The organism is Coleofasciculus sp. FACHB-1120 (assembly GCF_014698845.1).
Classification (GTDB): Bacteria; Cyanobacteriota; Cyanobacteriia; order Cyanobacteriales; family FACHB-T130; genus FACHB-T130.
On sequence record NZ_JACJTV010000026.1, the window covers coordinates 24,117 to 42,978 of the forward strand.

Sequence of the window (18,862 nt, forward strand, 5' to 3'; positions counted from 1 at the left end):
TCCAAGAAATATATTGACTGCAATAAATAATCAGTCTCAAAGTAAAGTGTTTAATACAAACTCCAATTTCTCCGAAAATTAATTTCACAGGTGCCCCAAAGATAGTTCTTCCAACAAATGTTGCAATTAAGTTGCTTGAATTTCATAATTTATTTTGGAGTGAATGGTGGCGATCGCAGTCCCTCACTATAGGCTGATCTTGCTTGGGGGGATTCGGTAATTGGACTTTGGCTTTACTCATCTCACTGAAACGGAGCATTACCAACTTGTAGAGTTTCAAGCATTTCCTTAGAAGGAAAAGTATCAGAATGAATAGTGTCAGCAGCACGGCCAAGAAAGTAAAATAAGTCCAATTCCCAGACATTTTGTCGAGGATATGCCAAGGCAGAATAAAAATAGCTAGATAGGTCAACTTATGTAGTTTTTTCCAATAGTTTTTAAGCGTTTTGACACTTTCGTCGTTGGAAGTTACTGTCAATATTGTGAAAATTCCTAAAGTGGTTATCCCTTGAAAATAATGAAGATAGGTATGCCAATCAAGTAAGTTGATATGTCTTTCAAAAATTAACAGAACTCCATGATTCGCACCTAAGCAAAAAGCAGCAACACCAAGATTGCGACGATATTTGAGGAGCCACATCAAGGATTTGTTGCGCTTGATGGCTGGAACAATAGCCTTGAGCAAACTGGGGAGTAAGGTGGCAATGTAGCACAGCAGTGCTAAAAATCCAAGAATATTGGCAAGTGGCGCAGGATTGAGAAAAATTCCAATCAAGATTGTGACGATGTAGCTAGCACAATACAAAGCTAAAAACATCAAAGCGTGTGGACGCATACCTGCCTCCTCTTATTTACAGTGGTAGAAGCGACAAACAGAACACAGCTAAGCCGTTTTACCCAAATCGCCATTTTGGATGGACGGATTTAGGGATAATCTAGGTCGTTAAAGCAGTAAATCTGATGCCAAAATCGCCCTAACGCCAGAATGAAACAGCCTTGAAAATAGAAGCACTACAGACTGAAGAACTTGAGTTACACAGACTTAATGCTGTCAACTTCCGTCCCCGGCTTAACTTGCTCACTACAGACAACGCGGAAATAATCTGCTCCACGATACTTGAGTCGGGCGATCGCTTGCGGTACAGGCTGTTTTTTGAGATACTGTCTGCGCCAAGGCACACCGCGATAAAAGCCAGCGATTTCTCCTTGTGTTGTTTCGAGATTAGAATGGCTTGATTGGTAGCAAATACCCCGATAGTGCATTTGCGTATTTTTAGCCTCCATACTGATTACATCCATCGGATGCTGATAGAGTAATTTCGAGACCGTAGCCTGGAGCGATCTCAAAGAAATGTCCATGTTTGTCTGACTGAGTGCAGATGGTTCAGAAGACGGATTTCCTTAAGTTGACCTACTTCGGCAAAAAAAACCTTCCGACCAGCAGGTATAACCCAACACAGCATTTTTGCTGGCATAGCCCCAATATTTGTAAATCTGTAAAGCTGACCTTTTAAACAGTGGAGAAAATGAGTTGAAGCATGAAACTTAACATCCTTGTGACTGCTTTCCACAGTCATGACTTCAACTAAACAGATACAGCGCGATCGCTGTCTTTACAGCAATTGCCCTGACTTCAAGATGAGCGTGACAAGATCAGCGATCGCTAACTGCCAAGCAACTCTCTAACTCAGTTTTATTAATGACACCTTAGCCAGTTGGAGGAGCAGAAAAAAGCGTTCGGTTTGCTCAAATTATCGAGCGTGGGTAGACTAAAACTGAAACGATCGCTCGAAGAAGGCATAGATGAATGCTCTTGCCCATAATCAACCTTGCTAGCACCTAGCTTAGGCTCACTGCGAAGTAGAGCAGCACCAGATAATGCAAGAGTTCCAACAGTGATTAAAGTCGCTGAAGCAGCAACTGCACCAATACGATTCAACATTGTGGAAAATTCCTTACGATGGATAGAGTCAAAGCCTTTACGGTTTCTGCACGAAACGGCTGTTGCTTTGATGCTTCTCATCTTGTCAGATCGTTTCAGTTCTTCAAATCCATAAAACTCATATAAAACCTCATACAAAACCTCATAAGCTTGCGATGAGGAACGTGTAACTATGGATACTTTATAGCGTTGATTGCTTCGTTGAGCAGGATGAAATATTTGAAGAAATGCAGTTTCTTCTTAATGGGTTGCTTGTAATATTAGAACCTCCGGTTGTAAAGCCAAGGATTTTCTGGTTGCATTAAGAGGGATTGCTACAACACCCTTTCGTTATTGACATTCCTGTCAGAGGGTTTTGCACATTGACGTAGCGATCGCCGAACTATTAGGGGATATCATCAGGAGGTGCAGCTTGGTTCAGCGATGGAGACGAGGCATCCGCTATTTGGCAACCATTGCAGCGTTAGCAGGAGCAAGTTTCTTTCCAGAATTGCCAAGTGCTGCCCAGCTGTTGCCAGATAATAGCCTAGGTGCGGAAAGCTCAATCATCACACCAAAGGACAATCTGCAAGGGCAACCGGCCGATTTGATTGAAGGGGGCGCACGTCGCGGCGGCAATTTATTCCACAGCTTTCAAGAATTTAATGTCGGCAACTTACAGCGGGTTTACTTTGCCAATCCTGCGGGAGTGGAGAATATTCTGTCGCGGGTAACGGGCACAAATCCCTCAAACATCCTGGGAACACTAGGCATATTGGGTAATGCCAATCTGTTTTTGATTAACCCCAACGGCATTGTGTTTGGTCCTAATGCCACTTTAGATTTGCATGGCTCATTTATGGCGAGTACAGCAAGTAGCATCCTGTTTGCAGATGGCACCGAGTTTAGTGCCGTTAATCCCTCAACTACTCCTTTACTGACCATCAGTGTGCCGAGCGGACTCCAGTTCAACGGTGGGGAAGGGGATATCGTTGTGCAAGCTGGTCAGATTCCGCCACCGAATAACCCGTTTACTGAAGTTGGCGATGCGGGACAGCTTCCGGGGGCTGCCCAAACGGTCAACAGCCCGACTTCCGGAGCAGCGTTTGATGCTATCTCTGGTAATCTAAGCAGTGACAGCGATGTGGATCTGTACCAACTTTTTCTAACCGAAGGGCAACCCTTCACAGCAAGTACAGTAGGTAGCACCGATATCAACACCCAGTTGTTCTTGTTCGATAGCAATGGCTTGGGCGTATCCGCTAACAACGACAGTGTGGGATTTCAATCCACCGTACCGTTGTATCAACCCTTTATCCCTGCTCTCTCCGGCACCTATTACCTGGGTATCTCTAGTTACCCGAACAGCCCCCGCAGTTCGCAAGGTTCCATTTTTAACGCTGTAGAGAATCCAAGTGGTCCCGGTGCAGGATTACCCCTCAATAGCTGGAATAAGATCCCTGGACCAACCATTCGCCCCAACACAGGGGCTTACAACATAACGCTCAATTCTCGCAGCGAAGGACTGCAAGTTCAGCCTGGTAGAACGCTGGCGCTGATAGGCGGTAATGTGAGGCTTGAAGGTGGAACAGTGCAAGCACCTGGTGGACGAGTAGAATTCGCTGGAGTGACAGGTTCGGGCCTTGTGGAATTGACACAACAGGGACAGGTTTTACGGTTGAACGTTCCTGATGGGCTGGCAAGGGCTGACGTTTCCTTCACTGAAAATGCCCTAGTGAATGTTAGTGCAGGGGGCGGGGGCAGTATTGCCATTCATGGCAAGAATGTGAATATGACAGCTAGCAGCTTGCTGGCAGGAATTGCCCTAGAATCGGGAACTGTTGGCTCACAAGCAGGAGGAATTGAAATCAATGCTGCGGAAGCAATTAACCTGGATGCCAGCAGTATCACGAATGATGTGGCGATCGGATCAACTGGGGATAGCGGCGGCCTCAACCTCACCGCAGGATCGTTCTCCGCGACTAATGGTGCAGGTCTCTATGCCAGGACTTACGGAACCGGAGATGCAGGCAATATTAATATTGTGACCCGCGATGCTGTTAGCTTCGACTATTCCCTCGCCGTCAGTGCAGTCGTACCCTCAGGACAAGGCCAGGGAGGAGACATCCGCATCTCAGCTGGCTCGGTGTCCGTAACAAATCTTGCACAATTGGCTGCTCTTTCACAAGGTGAAGGGGATGCTGGGAATGTGATAATTAATGCCCGTAATGCTGTCAACTTCGATGGTAGCGACGGTATGTATACCACTGCCGCCTTCAGTTCAATGGGAAATAGATCACCTGTAGTAGATACCGTAGTAGGGAAACCTAATGGCCAGGGTGGAGATGTTCGCATTACCGCAAGGTCTGTATCTGTGACTAACGGTGCAGGATTGTCTGCTAATACAGTTGGATTGGGGAATGCTGGGAATGTGATAATTACTGCCCGTGATACTGTCAACTTCGATGGTAAGAGTAAGGCACTTAGCAACGTAGAATCGACAGGAATTGGCGACGGAGGCAGTATCATGATTACCACTGGGGTGCTGCTGCTAACCAATGGTGCAGCACTAACCGTTAGTAGTAAAGGCGCAGGGCTTGCAGGCTCATTAACTGTTGATGCTGATGTGATTCGGCTTGACAATCAGGGGGAGATCAATGCTGACACGGTTAGCGGTGGGGGAAACATTAATTTGCGATCGCCTCTCCTACTATTACGTCGCAATAGCAGTATTACCACGACTGCCGAAGGCACTGCCACAGGTGGCAACATTAACGTTGATGCTGATTTCATTGTTTCACCTCCGAATGAGAATAACGACATTATTGCTAATGCTTTTGCAGGATCGGGTGGAAAAATTACGCTAACAGCCCAGAGTATCTTTGGTTTTGATTTCCGTACCCGTGAGGATTTACAACGCTTGCTCAACACCACCACTCCAACAGCACTCGATCCGCAAAGGTTGAAGACTAATGATGTCACTGCTTTTTCTCAGGCAAATCCGACGATCGATACAGGAACTGTAATTGTCCAAACCCTCGATGTTGATCCAACACGGGGAGTCACCGCATTGCCCACTGACTTCACCGATCCGGGCCAACTGATAGCCGCTACCTGTCCGGCAGATGAGGGAAGTTCGTTTGCCATTACAGGGCGGGGTGGTTTACCGGAAGACCCCCGACAGCCATTGATGGGGCAGGAGATTTGGCAGGATGAGCGAGGAGCGGGGGAAGATGGAGAAGTCAGGAAGGTAGAGAGAGGGCGGGGAGTGCCGATCGTTGAAGCGCAAGGTTGGATCGTCGATCGCACTGGCACGGTTGTTTTAGTCGCGCAGCAACCCCAAACCCAGCCATCAGGAGCGTTGATGCATCCGTCATGTGCATTGCCCAACATTTCACCCTAGTTGTCGATCGATCGCGGCCTGATGTTCTTTTGTTTCCGATTGCTTTAAGTACTCGATCGCAATGCGTCCAGCAGTGGGATAGTCTTGCCGTGCGTCTAACAGCAATACGAACGTGCGTTGAAACTGAAGGCGATCGCGTTGTTTATCGGTGACAATGATGATAGCGATCGCAGTTCCCCACAGCCCTAGTAGTGTCGGTACTACAGGTATCCACAAGCCAGACAACAAGGCTAAATAACCACCACCCATCAGTCCACCACTTGCTAACAAAATACCGATTGCCAGCTTCAACGGCGATCGAAACGACCAGCCTATTACTGCACCAACCCCAGACCACACCAGTACCCAGAGCCATTCGCTCGGCTCAGCCCAGACGCGAATCAGCGGTCGTCCATCCAGAGCGGCACTGATGATTTGACTGACAATATTGGCGTGGAGTGTCACCCCGTTAATCGGTTGCGCCGGATTGAACCAACCGCCATTGTAGGGAGTCCGGAAGCGATCTTTGATGCTTTCGGCAGTGTAGCCAATCAGAACAATGCGATCGCGGAACAGTTCGGCAGGAATCTGACGGTTCAGGACTTGCCGCAATGGAACAGTCAGAAAATTTGCCTCAGTTCCTCGAAAATTGAGCAAGATTTGGTAGCTCTGTCCGGCTGGAGCATTGACATAGCCCCCATCATTCGGTTCAAATTTCTCGAAAATGGCTTTCCCTAACTCAAATCGTCGCCCCGCTGAATCCAGTTGCTTCAAAGCGAGACCTTCAGCCGCTAAGTACGGCAGTGCTAGTTGTACTGCCAAACTATACTGTGATGTATTTTCAGCCCTAACAGACAATAATGCCCGACGCACTTTACCGTCGGCATCTTCAACCTGATCGGCAAATCCAACTTGTTGTTTTTGATTCAAAATTGGGGGTGGGGCAACCCGGTTCCCTACCACTTTCTCAATCCCAATTAGGTTCGGTGTGGATTGAAACACCTGCACTAAGTCTGCGTGTCCTGGCTCGACAGGTAAATCCCGATAGATATCCAGCCCAATGACTCGCGGTTTTTGCGTCTGAATGGTCTGAATTGCCTGCGCCAATACTCTGTCCGGCATCGGATGCCCGACTTGGGTAATGTCCTGCTCGTCGATCTCGACCATCACAATGCGGCGATCGATCAGTTCTAAAGGTCGCCAGCGCACAAACTGATCGAACAGACTCAATTCTAGTTCTTGCAGTAGTCCTAAACCACGGAGCAGCAAAAGGGGGATAGCGATACTCAACATCATGCCCGGTATCCAACACCAACCAATGCGGCGTTTTTGCACCTCTCGGCTGGCACGTTGTCGGGCAGTCGCTAACATCTGGCTTGCCTGTTCCACAGCTTCCAGGGCAGTTTGCGCTTCCCGTTTCGCCAGATCCTGACTCGCTCCCAAAAATTGATAATCCTCATGATTCAAGCTCTTGCCTAATGCCCACGTCAAGACATCTTGTAACGTCTGCCCCCGCAACAAATAGAATTCATCGCCTTTGCCAGAGGCGATCCACGCATCGAGAGATTTGGCATAGGGACGAAGTTGCGCCAGATGATGACATACCCAGTTCAGGTTAAATACGGCTTGATAAATGGGATTCTTAACCACCAATTGCCCTTGCTGCTTGATCGCTAGTCCGGAGAGCAAGAGTTCGATCTGTTCGCGGCTCCCATCGAAGTCCACTCCCTCATCCTTCAGGATCTGCTGATAGATGCCTAATAGTCTCCCCGTCAAGTGAGAATTATTGAGCAGGCGATCGCGAATGGTTCGCAAATGTTCGGGTTCATCCTGGAATTCCCACGCTTGAATCATAAATTTGTGAATCAGTTGTTCGATGTGTTCGCGATCCGTGATGGATTGAGACGGAATGGGATGCTCAACGAGCAGCTGACACACCTTTTGTATCAAGAAGGGCTGTCCACCCGTCCATATTAAGATTTCTCGTAGGGCACGCGACGGCTCGTGGACACAGCCAACTAGCCCCTGCGCCAACGGTTGGGCATCCGCTTGATACAACCCACACAGGTCGATTGCTCGACCAATATTAAATGGAGTTCTCTGATGATCGCTCATCAGATCGGATGGTGTAGCCACCCCCAAGAGCGCAAACGTCAGCCGTCGGTACTCAGGCTTCAAACTGCGACGGTTATAGCAGGCACGAATCAGTCCAAAAAAATCATTGAGCGAGAAATCCAGGCCTCGAATACTATCCACTTCATCCAGAAACAGCACCAGCTTGGGTCGAGGGTGTTCCTCGCTTTTAACTTCCACCAGCAAAATCTCTTCAATAAACTGCCCTAACCGTTGCACTGGAGATAGACCATCCCGCTCAGCCCACCACCGTTTCAGGTTTATTGTGCTGAATAAGTCAAATGCCTGCCACAGTTCGACGACAAATCCCTTGTACCACTGCTCTGGTGTCAGGGTTTCGCTACCAATACGGGATAGGTCGATCGCTCCACAACAAACGCCATCCTGTTGCAACTGATGCAATACCTGCACCATCAAGCTAGATTTACCCATTTGGCGAGCATTAAATACGTAACAAAATTGATCGCTACTTAAAGCTTGATAAAGGTCAGCATCCGCCTGCCGCCTCACATAGTAAGGATGGTCTTGACTCAGACTGCCACCAACCTGGTACTGATTCATACAGGAAACTTGGAACACTTAGATGCGGTTAGATGAACGTGTGGCAGAAGCAACTTGCCTACCCAAGGCGCTCCTGGGTTTGCGCCACAGAGACTTTATTGCGAAACCGTATCTAATTTTGAATGATTGCTGATGAGGAAGCACTTTCAAAACTGACACAATATCACTGCTTAATTGAATAGGTTGTGTTTCCGCATCAGGCAATCCTTAAATCTCATCAGATATCTCATAAAAATTTCATATTATGCTCTAAAATGCCTTCAGCCTATTCCTGCCTGCGGATTAATCTCTCATGAATGTTGACACCCTCTTTGAGAGCCTCAACCGCGAGTTAACTGCCAATCAGAGCCGTCCGCTCAATCCGGCAGAAACATTACTGTTACGCGGAATCTGGCAATATCAAACCTACAGCCAAATTGCAGAAGAGGTTGGGTATAGTCCTGGCTATTTGACCAATGTAGTTGCACCTGAACTTCTGCACCGGCTCTCAGATCTGATTGGGCAACGCCTGACGAAGAAAAATTGTCGTATTCTGCTGGAAGAGTATGCTATATCCCAATCTCATCCCAAACCACAGGGACGATCGCAACCCCTCATCTCGTCCCCTGGACTCAATCCGAACCAGGCGTTCACCCTAGCGTTTCCCAGTGGACCGATCGCGATCGACTCCCCGTTCTATATTGCGCGTCCGCCCATCGAATCACAAGTGTGTGACGAAATCTGCCTCCCAGGCGCACTGGTGCGTGTCAAAGCACCCAGGGAAATGGGAAAAACTTCGCTGCTTCTGCGCGTGTTGGATCGTGCCCAACAACAGGGATATCGCACTGTTTACCTGAATTTAGAGCAAATGGATCGAGCCATTTGTGCCGACCTGAATCGATTTCTCCGCAGTTTGTGTGCCAGTGTTACTCGTGAACTCCAACTTGAGCCAAAACTAGATGACTACTGGGATGAAGATATTGGCAGCAAAGTCAGTTGTACTTTGTACTTTCGGCAGCATCTATTAGAGGAAATTAAGACACCTTTGGTTCTCGCATTGGATGAACTCCACCAGATTTTTGAGTATCCTCAGATTGCCAAAGATGTTCTACCCCTGCTGCGCTCCTGGTATGAAGAGGCGAAACGAGTTCCAATTTGGCAAAATCTGCGGCTGATTATCGCTCACTCTACAGAAGTGTATGTCCCCCTGCAACTGAATCAGTCTCCTTTCAATGTAGGGTTGGCAACTCAACTCGTTGGATTCACGTTAGCTCAAGTGCAACAACTCGCCCAGTGTTACGGTCTGAACTGGAGCGATGGAGAATCAGCCAAACAACTGATGGCGATGGTTGGTGGACATCCGGTTCTCATCCATACGGCTCTCTATCATCTCAGCCGGGAAGAACAAACTCTGAGCCAACTCCTGGCAGCGGCTCCAACTCCTACGGGAATCTATCACCATCATTTACAGCGTCATTGGACAATCCTTAAACAACGACCGGATCTGCTCCAGGCATTTCAGGCTCTCCAGAGGACTCGCGAACTAATATATTTAGAATCAAGCCTTGCTCATCAGCTAAACAGCATGGGACTGATCGATCATTTTGGGGACAAAGTAACTGTAAGCTGCGAACTATATCGCCAGTATTTCTAAATGGGTGGTGCTAAATAAGTAATGATGCATTGTAATGATAAATGAAGTACCAGATAGCACCAATATGGTTATCTAATGACTTGGAAAACGACAAGGTTTTTTGGACTAAGCGAGAGACCTGCTGCCGCAAGATATTGTTGAATCGTTCAATGTAGGTAGTTTTGCCTGTTTCTTTTCCAACCGCTTGATGTCGTTTGCGGGTGTAGAACAGCCCCAGATGCTGCCCAAAAATCCGTATTGGCGACAGCGCATTGCCGATAGACCGCAGGCGGAGATTCCCACAATTTTCCTGCTACTGCTTCAGAGCGTGGGTCAATGTAAACGCCAACGATCTCACGAGTGTCTGCATCGAGAGCCAACCAGACCCATAATTAGCCAAGTTTCAACCTCCAGACAAGGTGAGCTGATGGTAGGTAGTCTAGAGTTTCAAGTAGACGGATGCGATTAAATGGAAGAGGTTTGTAGGTTGGGAAAATGCAATAAAACCCAACCCCTGCATGGGTTACGAAGAAAGCTAATCCATCCTAAAAATCATTAATCCGACCGACTTAAGATTCGGTTTTAGAGTTCAGGCGCTTGGAGATTTGGCTAATTATCCCACTGAGAATTGCGCCTCCCATGAGAATCCCAAGCGCTGGGGTAAACAAGGGTTGCCAAAGCTTGTACCACAAATCGAGACCGAGGGGAATGCCGACCGAGTGACCAAAAACAGCGATCGCGAGCCACCCAAAACTGAGCAAGACCAAGAATACATCTGCGACTAAAATCAGATTGAGCCAATTGAGGAGTTTATCTTTCATTAGAGTTCTTCAAATTTGTCCGAAAATTTTCGTTTAACAACGTTTGTTTGAGGTTGTTCATCCGCATCTGAAACATCGTCTCTAAACCCCAGCGGATCGCGGTACTGTCCAGAAACGGGTTCAGTTCAAAATTAATTACATCAACTAGGCGTGTCTCTGTCTCAGAAATGGGAATGAACTGATGAATATGTTCCCAGAATTGGAACGGGCCGCGCAATTGTTTATCAATAAATCTTCTCGGAGGTTCCCAGCGAGTAATTTGCACTTGCCAGTCGATTCCTATCTGCTCGAAAAGTTCTACCCGAATTGTAAAGCGCGTCCCTAAACCACAAATAATGTTTGAATCCAATACCCTGACTATTGGAAAGGGTAGAGAGATGCGTTCTAGCAGATGTACATCCTCATGAGTTTCCCAGACGGTTTCTATGGGGAGGGAGACGGTTTCGCTAACCTCAAAATGTTCCAATTCTCTTCACCACCCAAGTCGTTTGCTCGTTGGTAAATTTTTTCGCAATTAACGCTTCGGAATCGCCTGCTTTGAAATTTTATCAATTCCAAGACGTTTTTGATGAGTTTTGCTAAAAAATTAAAAATTAAAGAGATTTTTTTTAGGGTTTATATTACTCTGGGAATTTCTTAAGTTGAATATGGAATCGCTTCTTATACAACCTGAGAGGGGATGGTGGAGGCGATCGCCTCCACCATCCCCTCTCAAGCTAACAGATAAAGCAGACAGGCTAGATTAAGCTACGGTTGAATTAGACTTTCAGCACCCAGTCTTTGCGAGTATCAGCACTGACGAAGGATGCGGGAACGATCTCGATATCAACGCCCAGTGACTTGAAAGCGGCTCGAATTGCCGTCGCGTGGGCAGATTCATCGGAGCCAATGCTTGCGCCTGCGGTAATTAAGGCCGGGGTTTTTAGCTTCGCAATTTCTCTGGTATAAGCGATCGCTACCTCAGTCTCCAGAGCAAGTGCGAGTGAAGGCAATATTCACATCTGAGTCGATGTTGCCTTCTCCTGCCTTGATGTAGGAAGAGAGATCGTAGCTAGATTTTGCCATCATTGGGGTGGCACCCAAACTCTTCACCACCGATGCTAGAGTATCCCGATGCTTTTTGTGATCGGCTTGGTTGCGGAGTGCCAACGCCAAAACAGCTTTGCCCACATCGGTGTCACTCAGCTTAGTTGCCAGTCAAACAAGAAAGGTTGGGAGACGGTGAGCTTGACTGAGCCTCAACACCGTGTATAACAAGTAGTGGGATCGCCAATCAGCTACCCTTTCATAGATTTCGTATGCAGGCGGTCGTTCAACCCCAACCTGAAGGGTCTAGCGGTAATTTCAAAATTGTGGAAACTTTACTAGCTGAATGATTACCATCTTCTATTCAGATAAATTTCTTCAGCATGAAACCGGATATATGCATCCTGAACAGCCAGAGCGACTTACTGCTATTGTCGATAAATTGCGAAGCTCAACGATAGCCGAGCAAATCCAATGGGTGAGTCCTTCTAGCTCAAGAAATGTTATCCCAGCGATCGAACAAATTCATTCCTCTAATTACATTCAGGAAGTTCGTACTTATTCTGAGCGGGGTTGGGGGTGTTTTGAATCAACTCAAATCTCGCCTCAAAGCTTTGAGGTTGCTTGCCTTGCAGTCAGTGCTTGGTTAGATGGTATTGATGTGGTTTCGCAGTTAAAACGTCCAGCTTTCGTTCTGGCAAGACCACCTGGACATCATGCCCTCAAAGATGAAGGAATGGGTTTTTGTATTTTCTGCAATGCAGCGATCGCTGCCATTTACGCTCAATCCATCGGAATTCAGCGAGTTGGAATTCTTGATTGGGATGTACATCACGGGAATGGAACCCAAGCAGCCGTAGAAAATATTCCCAACATGGCTTTCTGTTCCATTCATCAATCACCTGGCTATCCCCGTACTGGAAAGCCTGATGAACGGGGTAAGTATAACAATGTCTTGAATCTTCCGATTGCTCCAGGCAGTAATATACAGGATTACTGTAAGTTATTCGAGGAGAGAGTCATTCCCTTTTTTAAAGATTTTTGTCCGGATATCTTAATCATCAGTGCTGGGTATGATGCGAATCAAACAGACTTACTTTCTAAAATCAATTTACAGCCCCAAGATTACAGCATCATCACTGATTATTGTTTAGAGATTACACCCAAAATATTATTTGGTTTAGAAGGCGGCTATGAATTGGAGAGCCTTTCTTCATCAGTACTTGAGACTGTCAAACGATGCGTAGACGCATTTGTATGATGACCTCCAATGGGCGAGGCTAATGGCTCAAAGCTTGGAATTGCTCGGAATTGATGCGCCCCGATTCGTACAGCGTTTCGGCAACTTCCCCCATTCTCAGGACAGAATGACCCCGATAGCCGTTTTCCTGAAGCCGATCTTTGACTCCTTTTTCATGGTCGATCAACACCACGATATCTTCGACATTTAATCCAGCATCTTTGAGTTTCGTTGCCCCCTTCATAGCGCTATTGCCGCTGATGAGAATATCATCGACAACGACAATGGTTTCTCCCGGCTGGAAATGACCCTCAATGACTCGTTGGGTGCCGTGAGATTTTACCTCCTTGCGCGGGAAAATCATCGGGCGGTCTAGGCGCAGCGCTAACCCTGTAGCGGTGGGCAAGGAACCGTAAGGGATTCCGGCTATTCGGTCAAAATGCAAATGTTTGAGAATCTCGGCGTAAGCACTCAAGATTTGATGGAAGATTTGCGGTTGGGAAATGATGACGCGCAGGTCGATGTAATAGGGGAAAATCTCTCCAGAGGCTTGCACGCGATCGCCAAACATAATGCAACCCAGGTCGTAAAGTTGCAAAATCAAATCTCGGTTGGGAGAATGTTGCAAGAAGCAGACATCCGGAAGCCACAAGTCACAGGTGGGGCTTTCCTGCACAATTCTGAAACGTTCTTCATTAACACTGTCGCGTAAGGCTTGGACAGCCTCAGCGGGGTGTTCGGTGGTTAATAAATCTGGGGGGACTGGCAGGAGTAGCCCTTCTCCATAGCTGTTTAAGCCAGCCGCTAGAATTTCACTTAAGTTTTGGTTTTCTGACCATCCCTGCACGAATATGAGGCGTTCTGGTGCGATATTGCGGATGCGAGTCAGAGTTTCCGGCATTGCAGCGCCTACTTCTAGCCCTAGTTGTTCTTGGGTGCCCCAAGTTTGCGCTTCTTTTATCAAATGCATGTAAAAGGGTAGCCCGGTGCCTGGATATTCTTGCAACACGGCGGCTGATGGGTTGTCAGTGGTACATAGCACAAAGACTGCTTTGCTCGGATAGACCAAAAAGGGAGCCGCTAAGTCAAGTCCTGGATAAGGACTCAAGGTGACAGCATCCACCTTCCAGTCTTCAAAGACGGTTTGGGCAAAAACGGTGCTGGTGTTGAGGTCGCCGTGCTTAGCGTCTAAAATCACTGGAATATCGGCGGGGATAGCGGCTAGGGTTTGCTGAAGGAGTTCTAAACCTGTTGCCCCCAGTGCTTGATAAAAGCCAAGCGTGAGTTTGTAGGCGCAGACTAAATCGGCGGTTTGGGCGATCGCAAATTGTAGGCGATCGCCGATGAGAGTGCGATCGCCCGCAGGGAGAATGGCACTAGCCCCATTGCGCTTTTCTAGATTCTCTATATCCGGGTCGAGGCTTGCGTACAGTAAGCTTTGATTGCGCTCGATTGCTTTAAGTAGCTTATCGAAGAAGTTCATAGGTGTTTTTTTTAGAGGCGATTGCTACCGATGAGAAGGAGAGCGCGACAGGTGGCTATAAAACTTAGGCACTTTCGTCTGCTTGCCTTAGCTAAGGTTCATATATATTCTTGCTACTGTATCTGGATCGTCGTTACCAGTAGTATAGTCCACTTCAAATCCGTGTTTTCTATACCATTCAAGCAGCTTAGGGTTATTATCACTATCCCTCTTAACGACCTTTCCGAAAATAAGTTTTATACCCTTCTTGGAAGCGTGTTTAATTACGAACTGTAGAAGATAAGAACCTAATCCTCTTTTGCGGTAGTTTTTTTTCTTACTTCGATTCAAGACTATTTTTAGAAAAACATCCCAAAAGTTTTGGGGAATGTGAATAACTTCATCGTAGATATTAAGGTCTGCTAATAATAGTTTATCCGGCGGGTACCGGACACAGTTAGCTTCGCCCACCTTTATCCCTCGATGTTTTAACCTCACGTAAATGCACTTATCATCATCCATTTCTAGGCACAACTCATATTTTCGACCTTTGTTATCCGAGAAGATAAATTTCTCCGGCTGTTCAGATATTAAATCGCTTTTCTCTTGAAATGACATCTTTGCAGTATTTTCATTTGTACGACAGATTTATTCTAGTATTTTGCTTGGAAATTGCATAAAATCAGATGAGCAATGCCCATCCTCCAACTAAGTTTCAATGTATTCAGTCCGTTTTAACGGACTTTAGTTATTAGCCAGGAGTTTAAACTCCTGGCGGGCTGACTACATCGATTCCTTATATCTTTCTAAAATTTGGGGAATATAATCGTAGCCATCAACACCGATAAGGGCGATGATTTGTGGGCGCGATTGTTGCAATTTTTTCTGGAACGCTTCTGCTCCCATTTGTCCTTGCAAGATGGTGAGTAAGCCTGCGGTTTTCCGCCACTCTTCCGCAGCAATCTGCTCTAGGAGATACATTCCCAGGCTACCTGTAAGGATTGTTTTATCGATGTTTTGCAGACTATAGTGGGCTTCGGATAAGTAAGCTAAGTTTCGCCCTTGCAGGTATAAATCGCCGGAAAATTGGGCGGCTTGTAAGCCGGATTCCAGGTATTTAATCGCTTCTTGGGGTTGTTCTACTATCAACAAGGCAATGCCCAAACTACTGCAACAAAGGGCTTTACTTTGACCGTCGCCTAATCGTTCTGATAACTGCAATCCTTGTTGCAAATAGTTAATGGCTGTCTCGTAAACTTCGGGTTCTACTTGTTCTAATTGTTGTGCTTGGAAAACTTCGCTATAGCCGAGATTAGCGAGGGCATTGGCTTCTCCTAATCTGTCTCCCGTTTGACGAGAGAGAATTAAAGCCCGTTGGCTATAGCTGATGGCTTCGGCATAGTTTTTTTGCGCGACGCAGGTGCGACTGAGGTGATTGAAATTGGCAATTTCACAAGGGCGATCGCCTGCATTTCTGGCGATTTCTAAGGCTTGTTCGTGAAATGCGATCGCGTCTGCATATCGACCTTGCGCCCGCTGGGAATAGCCCATTAAGGTCAAAATCCGAGCTTTTTCTTGCGTGCCTTCCACTTGTCGTAGCGGTGCATCTAGATAGTCAAGGGTCGTGCGGAGATTTGCACCGGAAAATGAGGCGAAAATGCCCCCGTAGAGGGGGAAATATTGCCGCTGGGAAAAGGTTCTGAGGATTTGTAGGGTAATTTGAAAACAGCCATTCACTAAGCGATCGCGCGAACTAGAATTGAGAATCGTCGCCTGATTCAAGCCATTCGCTAACTGCGACCAAATAACGGCAAAAGTCAGAAAAGTGGAAATCGACAGCTTCGCGCCCACTTTGGAGTCGTAAACCAGCTTGTCGAACCAGTTCACCAACCCCCGCTGCAAGTATTGCAAAATTACCGTTAATTCAACGAAGGAAATCAAGTCAGGCGGTTGTTTGCCTACGAATTCGATTAATGATTCGTTGAGGGAAATCGTGTGGAATAATGCCTGAGGATAGGGGCTATTGACTTGTTTTTCCCAAACTGCCCAAGGGCCACTTTGCGCCGATGTGCCTTCAAATCCTAAGGAGCGATTTTGGTCGTAGATCCAGCTTACCAGGTGGCCTTCCAAGCGTTGCCAAGATTCCAAGCCACGGACAAGACCTTCAGCAAGTTGCTGCACATCTCGATCTTGTTCAGGATGGGTAATTTCTGGCGCTTGTTGCTTTAGTGCAGATGCCAACTGCGATAAGTTCAAAGGTTGCGCTAAATTGGGGTCGATCACCCGTAATAAAGCTGCTAGCTTATCGTCTGATGGGGAAGCGATAATTTGTTGAACAGCGGTAGCGATCGCATCCGTCGCCCGATTCTTTTCCTGCGCCCGTTCCCATTCTCCCCGAATCGTTTGCATCGCCCTCAAGGTACGAGTCGCTTTGGCAAGCTTCATTTCATCCTTTTGCGTGTCCACCTGTTGCTGGGTAGCGCTTAAGGTTTCTTCCAAAACTCGCTCGAAAATTTCGCCCGTACCCGGAGTCACATCCTTGACGAGCATTTTGTACACCTGTTCTTTCGAGCGAATCTGCCCTTTGAGGGTGGTTTGTACAATTTGGTCGATTAATTGTAGATAGCGATCGCGCAAAGGCAGAGAGTCTGTCATGGGGAGTGGTTAAGTGGAATTGTAGGCAATACTGTTCGGTTCGCTTCTCCCCTGTTTTGCTCCCGCTTCCCTTGCAGGGAGGGGGTTAGACTTACCTTTCCTTTTTTAAGAGGGGAGAAAATAACTTATTTACTTTGCAGTGTACTGAATAATTTACTGAGTTCGCATACTACAAAGTGTGGAGAAACACTAACGCTGATGTTTGCCGATTTTCTACCCTCCCAAGTTCAGCAGTTGCGCGAGTCCGCATCCATCGCCCTTGCTCAAAAAATTGAACGTCAGGCGATTAAAACTCCTCTCTCGCCACAACCGATAGCTACAGCTTACGTCCATCAGGGGAACGGTGGCACCCCAATTCTGTTACTACCCGGTTTTGATAGTTCGGTGCTAGAGTTCCGCTGCTTGCTACCACTACTCGCCGCCCAAAATGAAACGTGGACGGTAGATTTGTTGGGATTTGGCTTTACAGATCGAGTGCAGGGAATTTTGTATAACCCCGACGCCATCAAGACACACCTGTATTACTTCTGGAAAACTTACATCCAAGTGCCAGTTATGTTGGTAGGCGCTTCGATGGGAGGTGCAGCAGCAATTGACTTCACCCTCACTTACCCGCACGCTGTCAAAAAGCTGGTGTTAATTGACAGTGTAGGTTTCAGCGGTAGCTTCCCGCTTGCCTCCTATCTCTTTCCTCCCTTAGACTTTCTGGCAGTCGAATATTGGCGTCAGCGCAAACTCCAAGCGCTGTTATGGGGCAGCACTTTTGGCAACTTGGAACCGACTGCAATTGAGGCGATTCGGTGTGCGGCGCTGCACATGGAAATGCCCGGTTGGCACGAAGCAATCATCGCGTTTATGAAAAGTGGCGGTTACTGGAATTTAGCGGGTAGAATTCCGCAAATCGATAAGCGGACGCTGATTCTGTGGGGAGAGGCGGATGATATGTTGGGTACGGATGATGCCGAGAGGTTTAAGAGAGCGATCGCTCATTCTCAACTAATTTGGATCGAGAATTGCGGGCACGTTCCTCAATTTGAACAGCCAGAGATTACCGCTAAGCATATTTTGGCTTTTAGGTGATTTTAGGATTTATTTTTAACGCAAAGGTACGCAAAGGAGTTTTAAGGGTAGCGTTAAAGCTATGAATCAGGATTCTCTCGCTCATCGATGGGTAGTCAGTGCAGAAGCAGCGAAGGAATTAATTGAGCTGGATGCGACGATTTTAGATGTTCGCAATCCAGTTGCCTGGTTGCTTGGGCATATTTCTGGCGCTGTTCATGTCACTTGGCAGCAATTCTCGCAACAACAATCACCAAATAAGGGAAAGTTGATTGAGAATCCAGAAATTTTGGAAGAAAAACTTCGCGCTGTCGGCATTTGTAACAATAAACCTGTCGTTGTTGTTGGCAATCCAGCGCACAATTTTGGTGAAGAAGGGCGCATTGTTTGGATGTTACGCACTCTAGGACATTCACAAGCCGTCTTTGTCGATGGGGGACATTCAGCGCTTGTTAAAGCAGGTGTCCCGATTGTGTGGGGAGTGACTCAACCCAAACCTGGCAATTTTGTTGTGCAACGAACTTCCTTATGGGAAATTCAGCGCGATGAACTCAAAGCCAATCTTTCCGCTAAAGAAATATCCCAAGATTTCATTGTCATTGATACCCGCGAAGCAAGGGAATATGCAGGAACTCCCGCTTACGGCGAACAGCGGGGAGGACATCTCCCTGGTGCGGTGCATTTCTACTTCCAAGATTTGAAAGATGCTAAGGGGAATTTGCTGCCTCGTGACCAGATTATTGATAAGTTGGAAAGATTAGGAATTCAGCATCATACTCCTATTATTACTTATTGTACAGGCGGCATCCGCTCAGCTTTCTTCACGGCTGTACTTGTTGATTTAGGATTTAATAATGTAAAAAATTATGCAGGTTCAATGTTAGAGTGGTCAGCTTTGCCAGCCAATCATTATCCTCTAAAATCTGAATCCAAATAGGAAAAATAAATTAAGAGGATGTCTGAAAAGTCATAATCGAGACGCTTAAACGG

The 18,862-nt window shown here is 46.9% G+C and carries 14 protein-coding genes and 2 pseudogenes; 5 read left to right on the forward strand and 11 right to left on the reverse strand.

Going from position 1 to position 18,862, the window contains the following annotated elements:
• Nucleotides 1–142 precede the first annotated feature (142 nt).
• From H6H02_RS19900 to H6H02_RS19910, 3 genes are all read right to left on the reverse strand, one after another.
• On the reverse strand, nt 143–775 hold the full coding sequence (locus H6H02_RS19900; RefSeq protein ID WP_190820949.1) for a ferric reductase-like transmembrane domain-containing protein: 633 nt from the start codon (nt 773–775) through the stop codon (nt 143–145).
• A gap of 257 nt (nt 776–1,032) precedes the next feature.
• Nucleotides 1,033–1,359 (reverse strand): DUF4278 domain-containing protein, encoded by a 327-nt coding sequence (locus H6H02_RS19905; RefSeq protein ID WP_190820951.1) that lies wholly within the window; start codon nt 1,357–1,359, stop codon nt 1,033–1,035.
• Nucleotides 1,360–1,696: 337 nt separating this feature from the next.
• Nucleotides 1,697–2,080, reverse strand: coding sequence for a hypothetical protein (locus tag H6H02_RS19910; RefSeq protein ID WP_190820953.1), 384 nt, complete (start codon nt 2,078–2,080; stop codon nt 1,697–1,699).
• Between the two features lie 274 nt (nt 2,081–2,354).
• Between H6H02_RS19910 and H6H02_RS19915 the strand changes: the two genes are divergently transcribed.
• The gene (locus H6H02_RS19915; RefSeq protein WP_190820955.1) at nt 2,355–5,324 is read left to right on the forward strand and encodes a filamentous hemagglutinin N-terminal domain-containing protein; all 2,970 of its coding nucleotides are present in this window, start codon (nt 2,355–2,357) and stop codon (nt 5,322–5,324) included.
• Here H6H02_RS19915 and H6H02_RS19920 read toward each other — a convergent pair.
• A complete protein-coding gene (locus tag H6H02_RS19920; protein ID WP_190820957.1) occupies nt 5,316–7,997 on the reverse strand; it encodes a CHASE2 domain-containing protein in 2,682 nt (893 codons plus the stop codon). The two genes, H6H02_RS19915 and H6H02_RS19920, sit on opposite strands and share 9 nt — an antisense overlap.
• A 292-nt stretch (nt 7,998–8,289) precedes the next feature.
• Here H6H02_RS19920 and H6H02_RS19925 point away from each other — a divergent pair, with 292 nt between their 5' ends.
• A complete protein-coding gene (locus H6H02_RS19925; protein WP_190820959.1) occupies nt 8,290–9,630 on the forward strand; it encodes an AAA-like domain-containing protein in 1,341 nt (446 codons plus the stop codon).
• Nucleotides 9,631–9,640: 10 nt separating this feature from the next.
• Here the strand turns inward: H6H02_RS19925 and H6H02_RS27280 are convergent.
• The 4 genes and pseudogenes from H6H02_RS27280 to H6H02_RS27945 form a co-directional block, all read right to left on the reverse strand.
• Nucleotides 9,641–9,998, reverse strand: a pseudogene (locus tag H6H02_RS27280) (IS1 family transposase); the annotation flags it as partial.
• Between the two features lie 180 nt (nt 9,999–10,178).
• Nucleotides 10,179–10,430: a hypothetical protein gene (locus H6H02_RS19935; RefSeq protein WP_190820961.1), complete on the reverse strand. Its 252-nt coding sequence runs from the start codon at nt 10,428–10,430 to the stop codon at nt 10,179–10,181.
• On the reverse strand, nt 10,420–10,896 hold the full coding sequence (locus tag H6H02_RS19940; RefSeq protein WP_190820963.1) for an SRPBCC family protein: 477 nt from the start codon (nt 10,894–10,896) through the stop codon (nt 10,420–10,422). Before H6H02_RS19940 ends, H6H02_RS19935 begins: the two co-directional genes overlap by 11 nt.
• A 292-nt stretch (nt 10,897–11,188) precedes the next feature.
• A pseudogene (locus tag H6H02_RS27945) lies at nt 11,189–11,624 on the reverse strand (DUF4439 domain-containing protein); the annotation flags it as partial.
• A gap of 178 nt (nt 11,625–11,802) precedes the next feature.
• Here H6H02_RS27945 and H6H02_RS19950 point away from each other — a divergent pair.
• Complete coding sequence (locus tag H6H02_RS19950) at nt 11,803–12,717, forward strand: histone deacetylase (protein ID WP_190820965.1); 915 nt, start codon at nt 11,803–11,805, stop codon at nt 12,715–12,717.
• Between the two features lie 19 nt (nt 12,718–12,736).
• On the opposite strand, the gene H6H02_RS19955 is transcribed toward H6H02_RS19950, so the two are convergent.
• From H6H02_RS19955 to H6H02_RS19965, 3 genes are all read right to left on the reverse strand, one after another.
• Complete coding sequence (locus H6H02_RS19955; RefSeq protein WP_190820967.1) at nt 12,737–14,179, reverse strand: bifunctional orotidine-5'-phosphate decarboxylase/orotate phosphoribosyltransferase; 1,443 nt, start codon at nt 14,177–14,179, stop codon at nt 12,737–12,739.
• 87 nt (nt 14,180–14,266) lie between these two features.
• Entirely contained in the window at nt 14,267–14,776 is a 510-nt protein-coding gene (locus tag H6H02_RS19960) for a GNAT family N-acetyltransferase (protein WP_190820969.1), read from the reverse strand.
• A gap of 165 nt (nt 14,777–14,941) precedes the next feature.
• Nucleotides 14,942–16,813, reverse strand: coding sequence for a tetratricopeptide repeat protein (locus H6H02_RS19965; RefSeq protein ID WP_190820971.1), 1,872 nt, complete (start codon nt 16,811–16,813; stop codon nt 14,942–14,944).
• A 198-nt stretch (nt 16,814–17,011) separates the two neighbouring features.
• Between H6H02_RS19965 and H6H02_RS19970 the strand changes: the two genes are divergently transcribed.
• Nucleotides 17,012–17,893: an alpha/beta hydrolase gene (locus H6H02_RS19970; protein ID WP_190820973.1), complete on the forward strand. Its 882-nt coding sequence runs from the start codon at nt 17,012–17,014 to the stop codon at nt 17,891–17,893.
• A 61-nt stretch (nt 17,894–17,954) separates the two neighbouring features.
• Nucleotides 17,955–18,809 carry a rhodanese-like domain-containing protein gene (locus H6H02_RS19975; RefSeq protein ID WP_190820975.1) on the forward strand — a complete coding sequence of 285 codons (855 nt, stop codon included), beginning with the start codon at nt 17,955–17,957 and terminating at the stop codon, nt 18,807–18,809.
• The last annotated feature ends 53 nt before the right edge of the window (nt 18,810–18,862 follow it).

Coding starts and splice junctions, on each gene's coding strand:
- H6H02_RS19905 (WP_190820951.1), bottom strand. CDS start 1,359: ATGGACATTTCTTTGAGATCGCTCCAGGCTACGGTCTCGAAATTACTC.
- H6H02_RS19920 (WP_190820957.1), bottom strand. CDS start 7,997: ATGAATCAGTACCAGGTTGGTGGCAGTCTGAGTCAAGACCATCCTTAC.
- H6H02_RS19925 (WP_190820959.1), top strand. CDS start 8,290: ATGAATGTTGACACCCTCTTTGAGAGCCTCAACCGCGAGTTAACTGCC.
- H6H02_RS19935 (WP_190820961.1), bottom strand. CDS start 10,430: ATGAAAGATAAACTCCTCAATTGGCTCAATCTGATTTTAGTCGCAGAT.
- H6H02_RS19950 (WP_190820965.1), top strand. CDS start 11,803: ATGATTACCATCTTCTATTCAGATAAATTTCTTCAGCATGAAACCGGA.
- H6H02_RS19955 (WP_190820967.1), bottom strand. CDS start 14,179: ATGAACTTCTTCGATAAGCTACTTAAAGCAATCGAGCGCAATCAAAGC.
- H6H02_RS19960 (WP_190820969.1), bottom strand. CDS start 14,776: ATGTCATTTCAAGAGAAAAGCGATTTAATATCTGAACAGCCGGAGAAA.
- H6H02_RS19965 (WP_190820971.1), bottom strand. CDS start 16,813: ATGACAGACTCTCTGCCTTTGCGCGATCGCTATCTACAATTAATCGAC.
- H6H02_RS19970 (WP_190820973.1), top strand. CDS start 17,012: ATGTTTGCCGATTTTCTACCCTCCCAAGTTCAGCAGTTGCGCGAGTCC.
- H6H02_RS19975 (WP_190820975.1), top strand. CDS start 17,955: ATGAATCAGGATTCTCTCGCTCATCGATGGGTAGTCAGTGCAGAAGCA.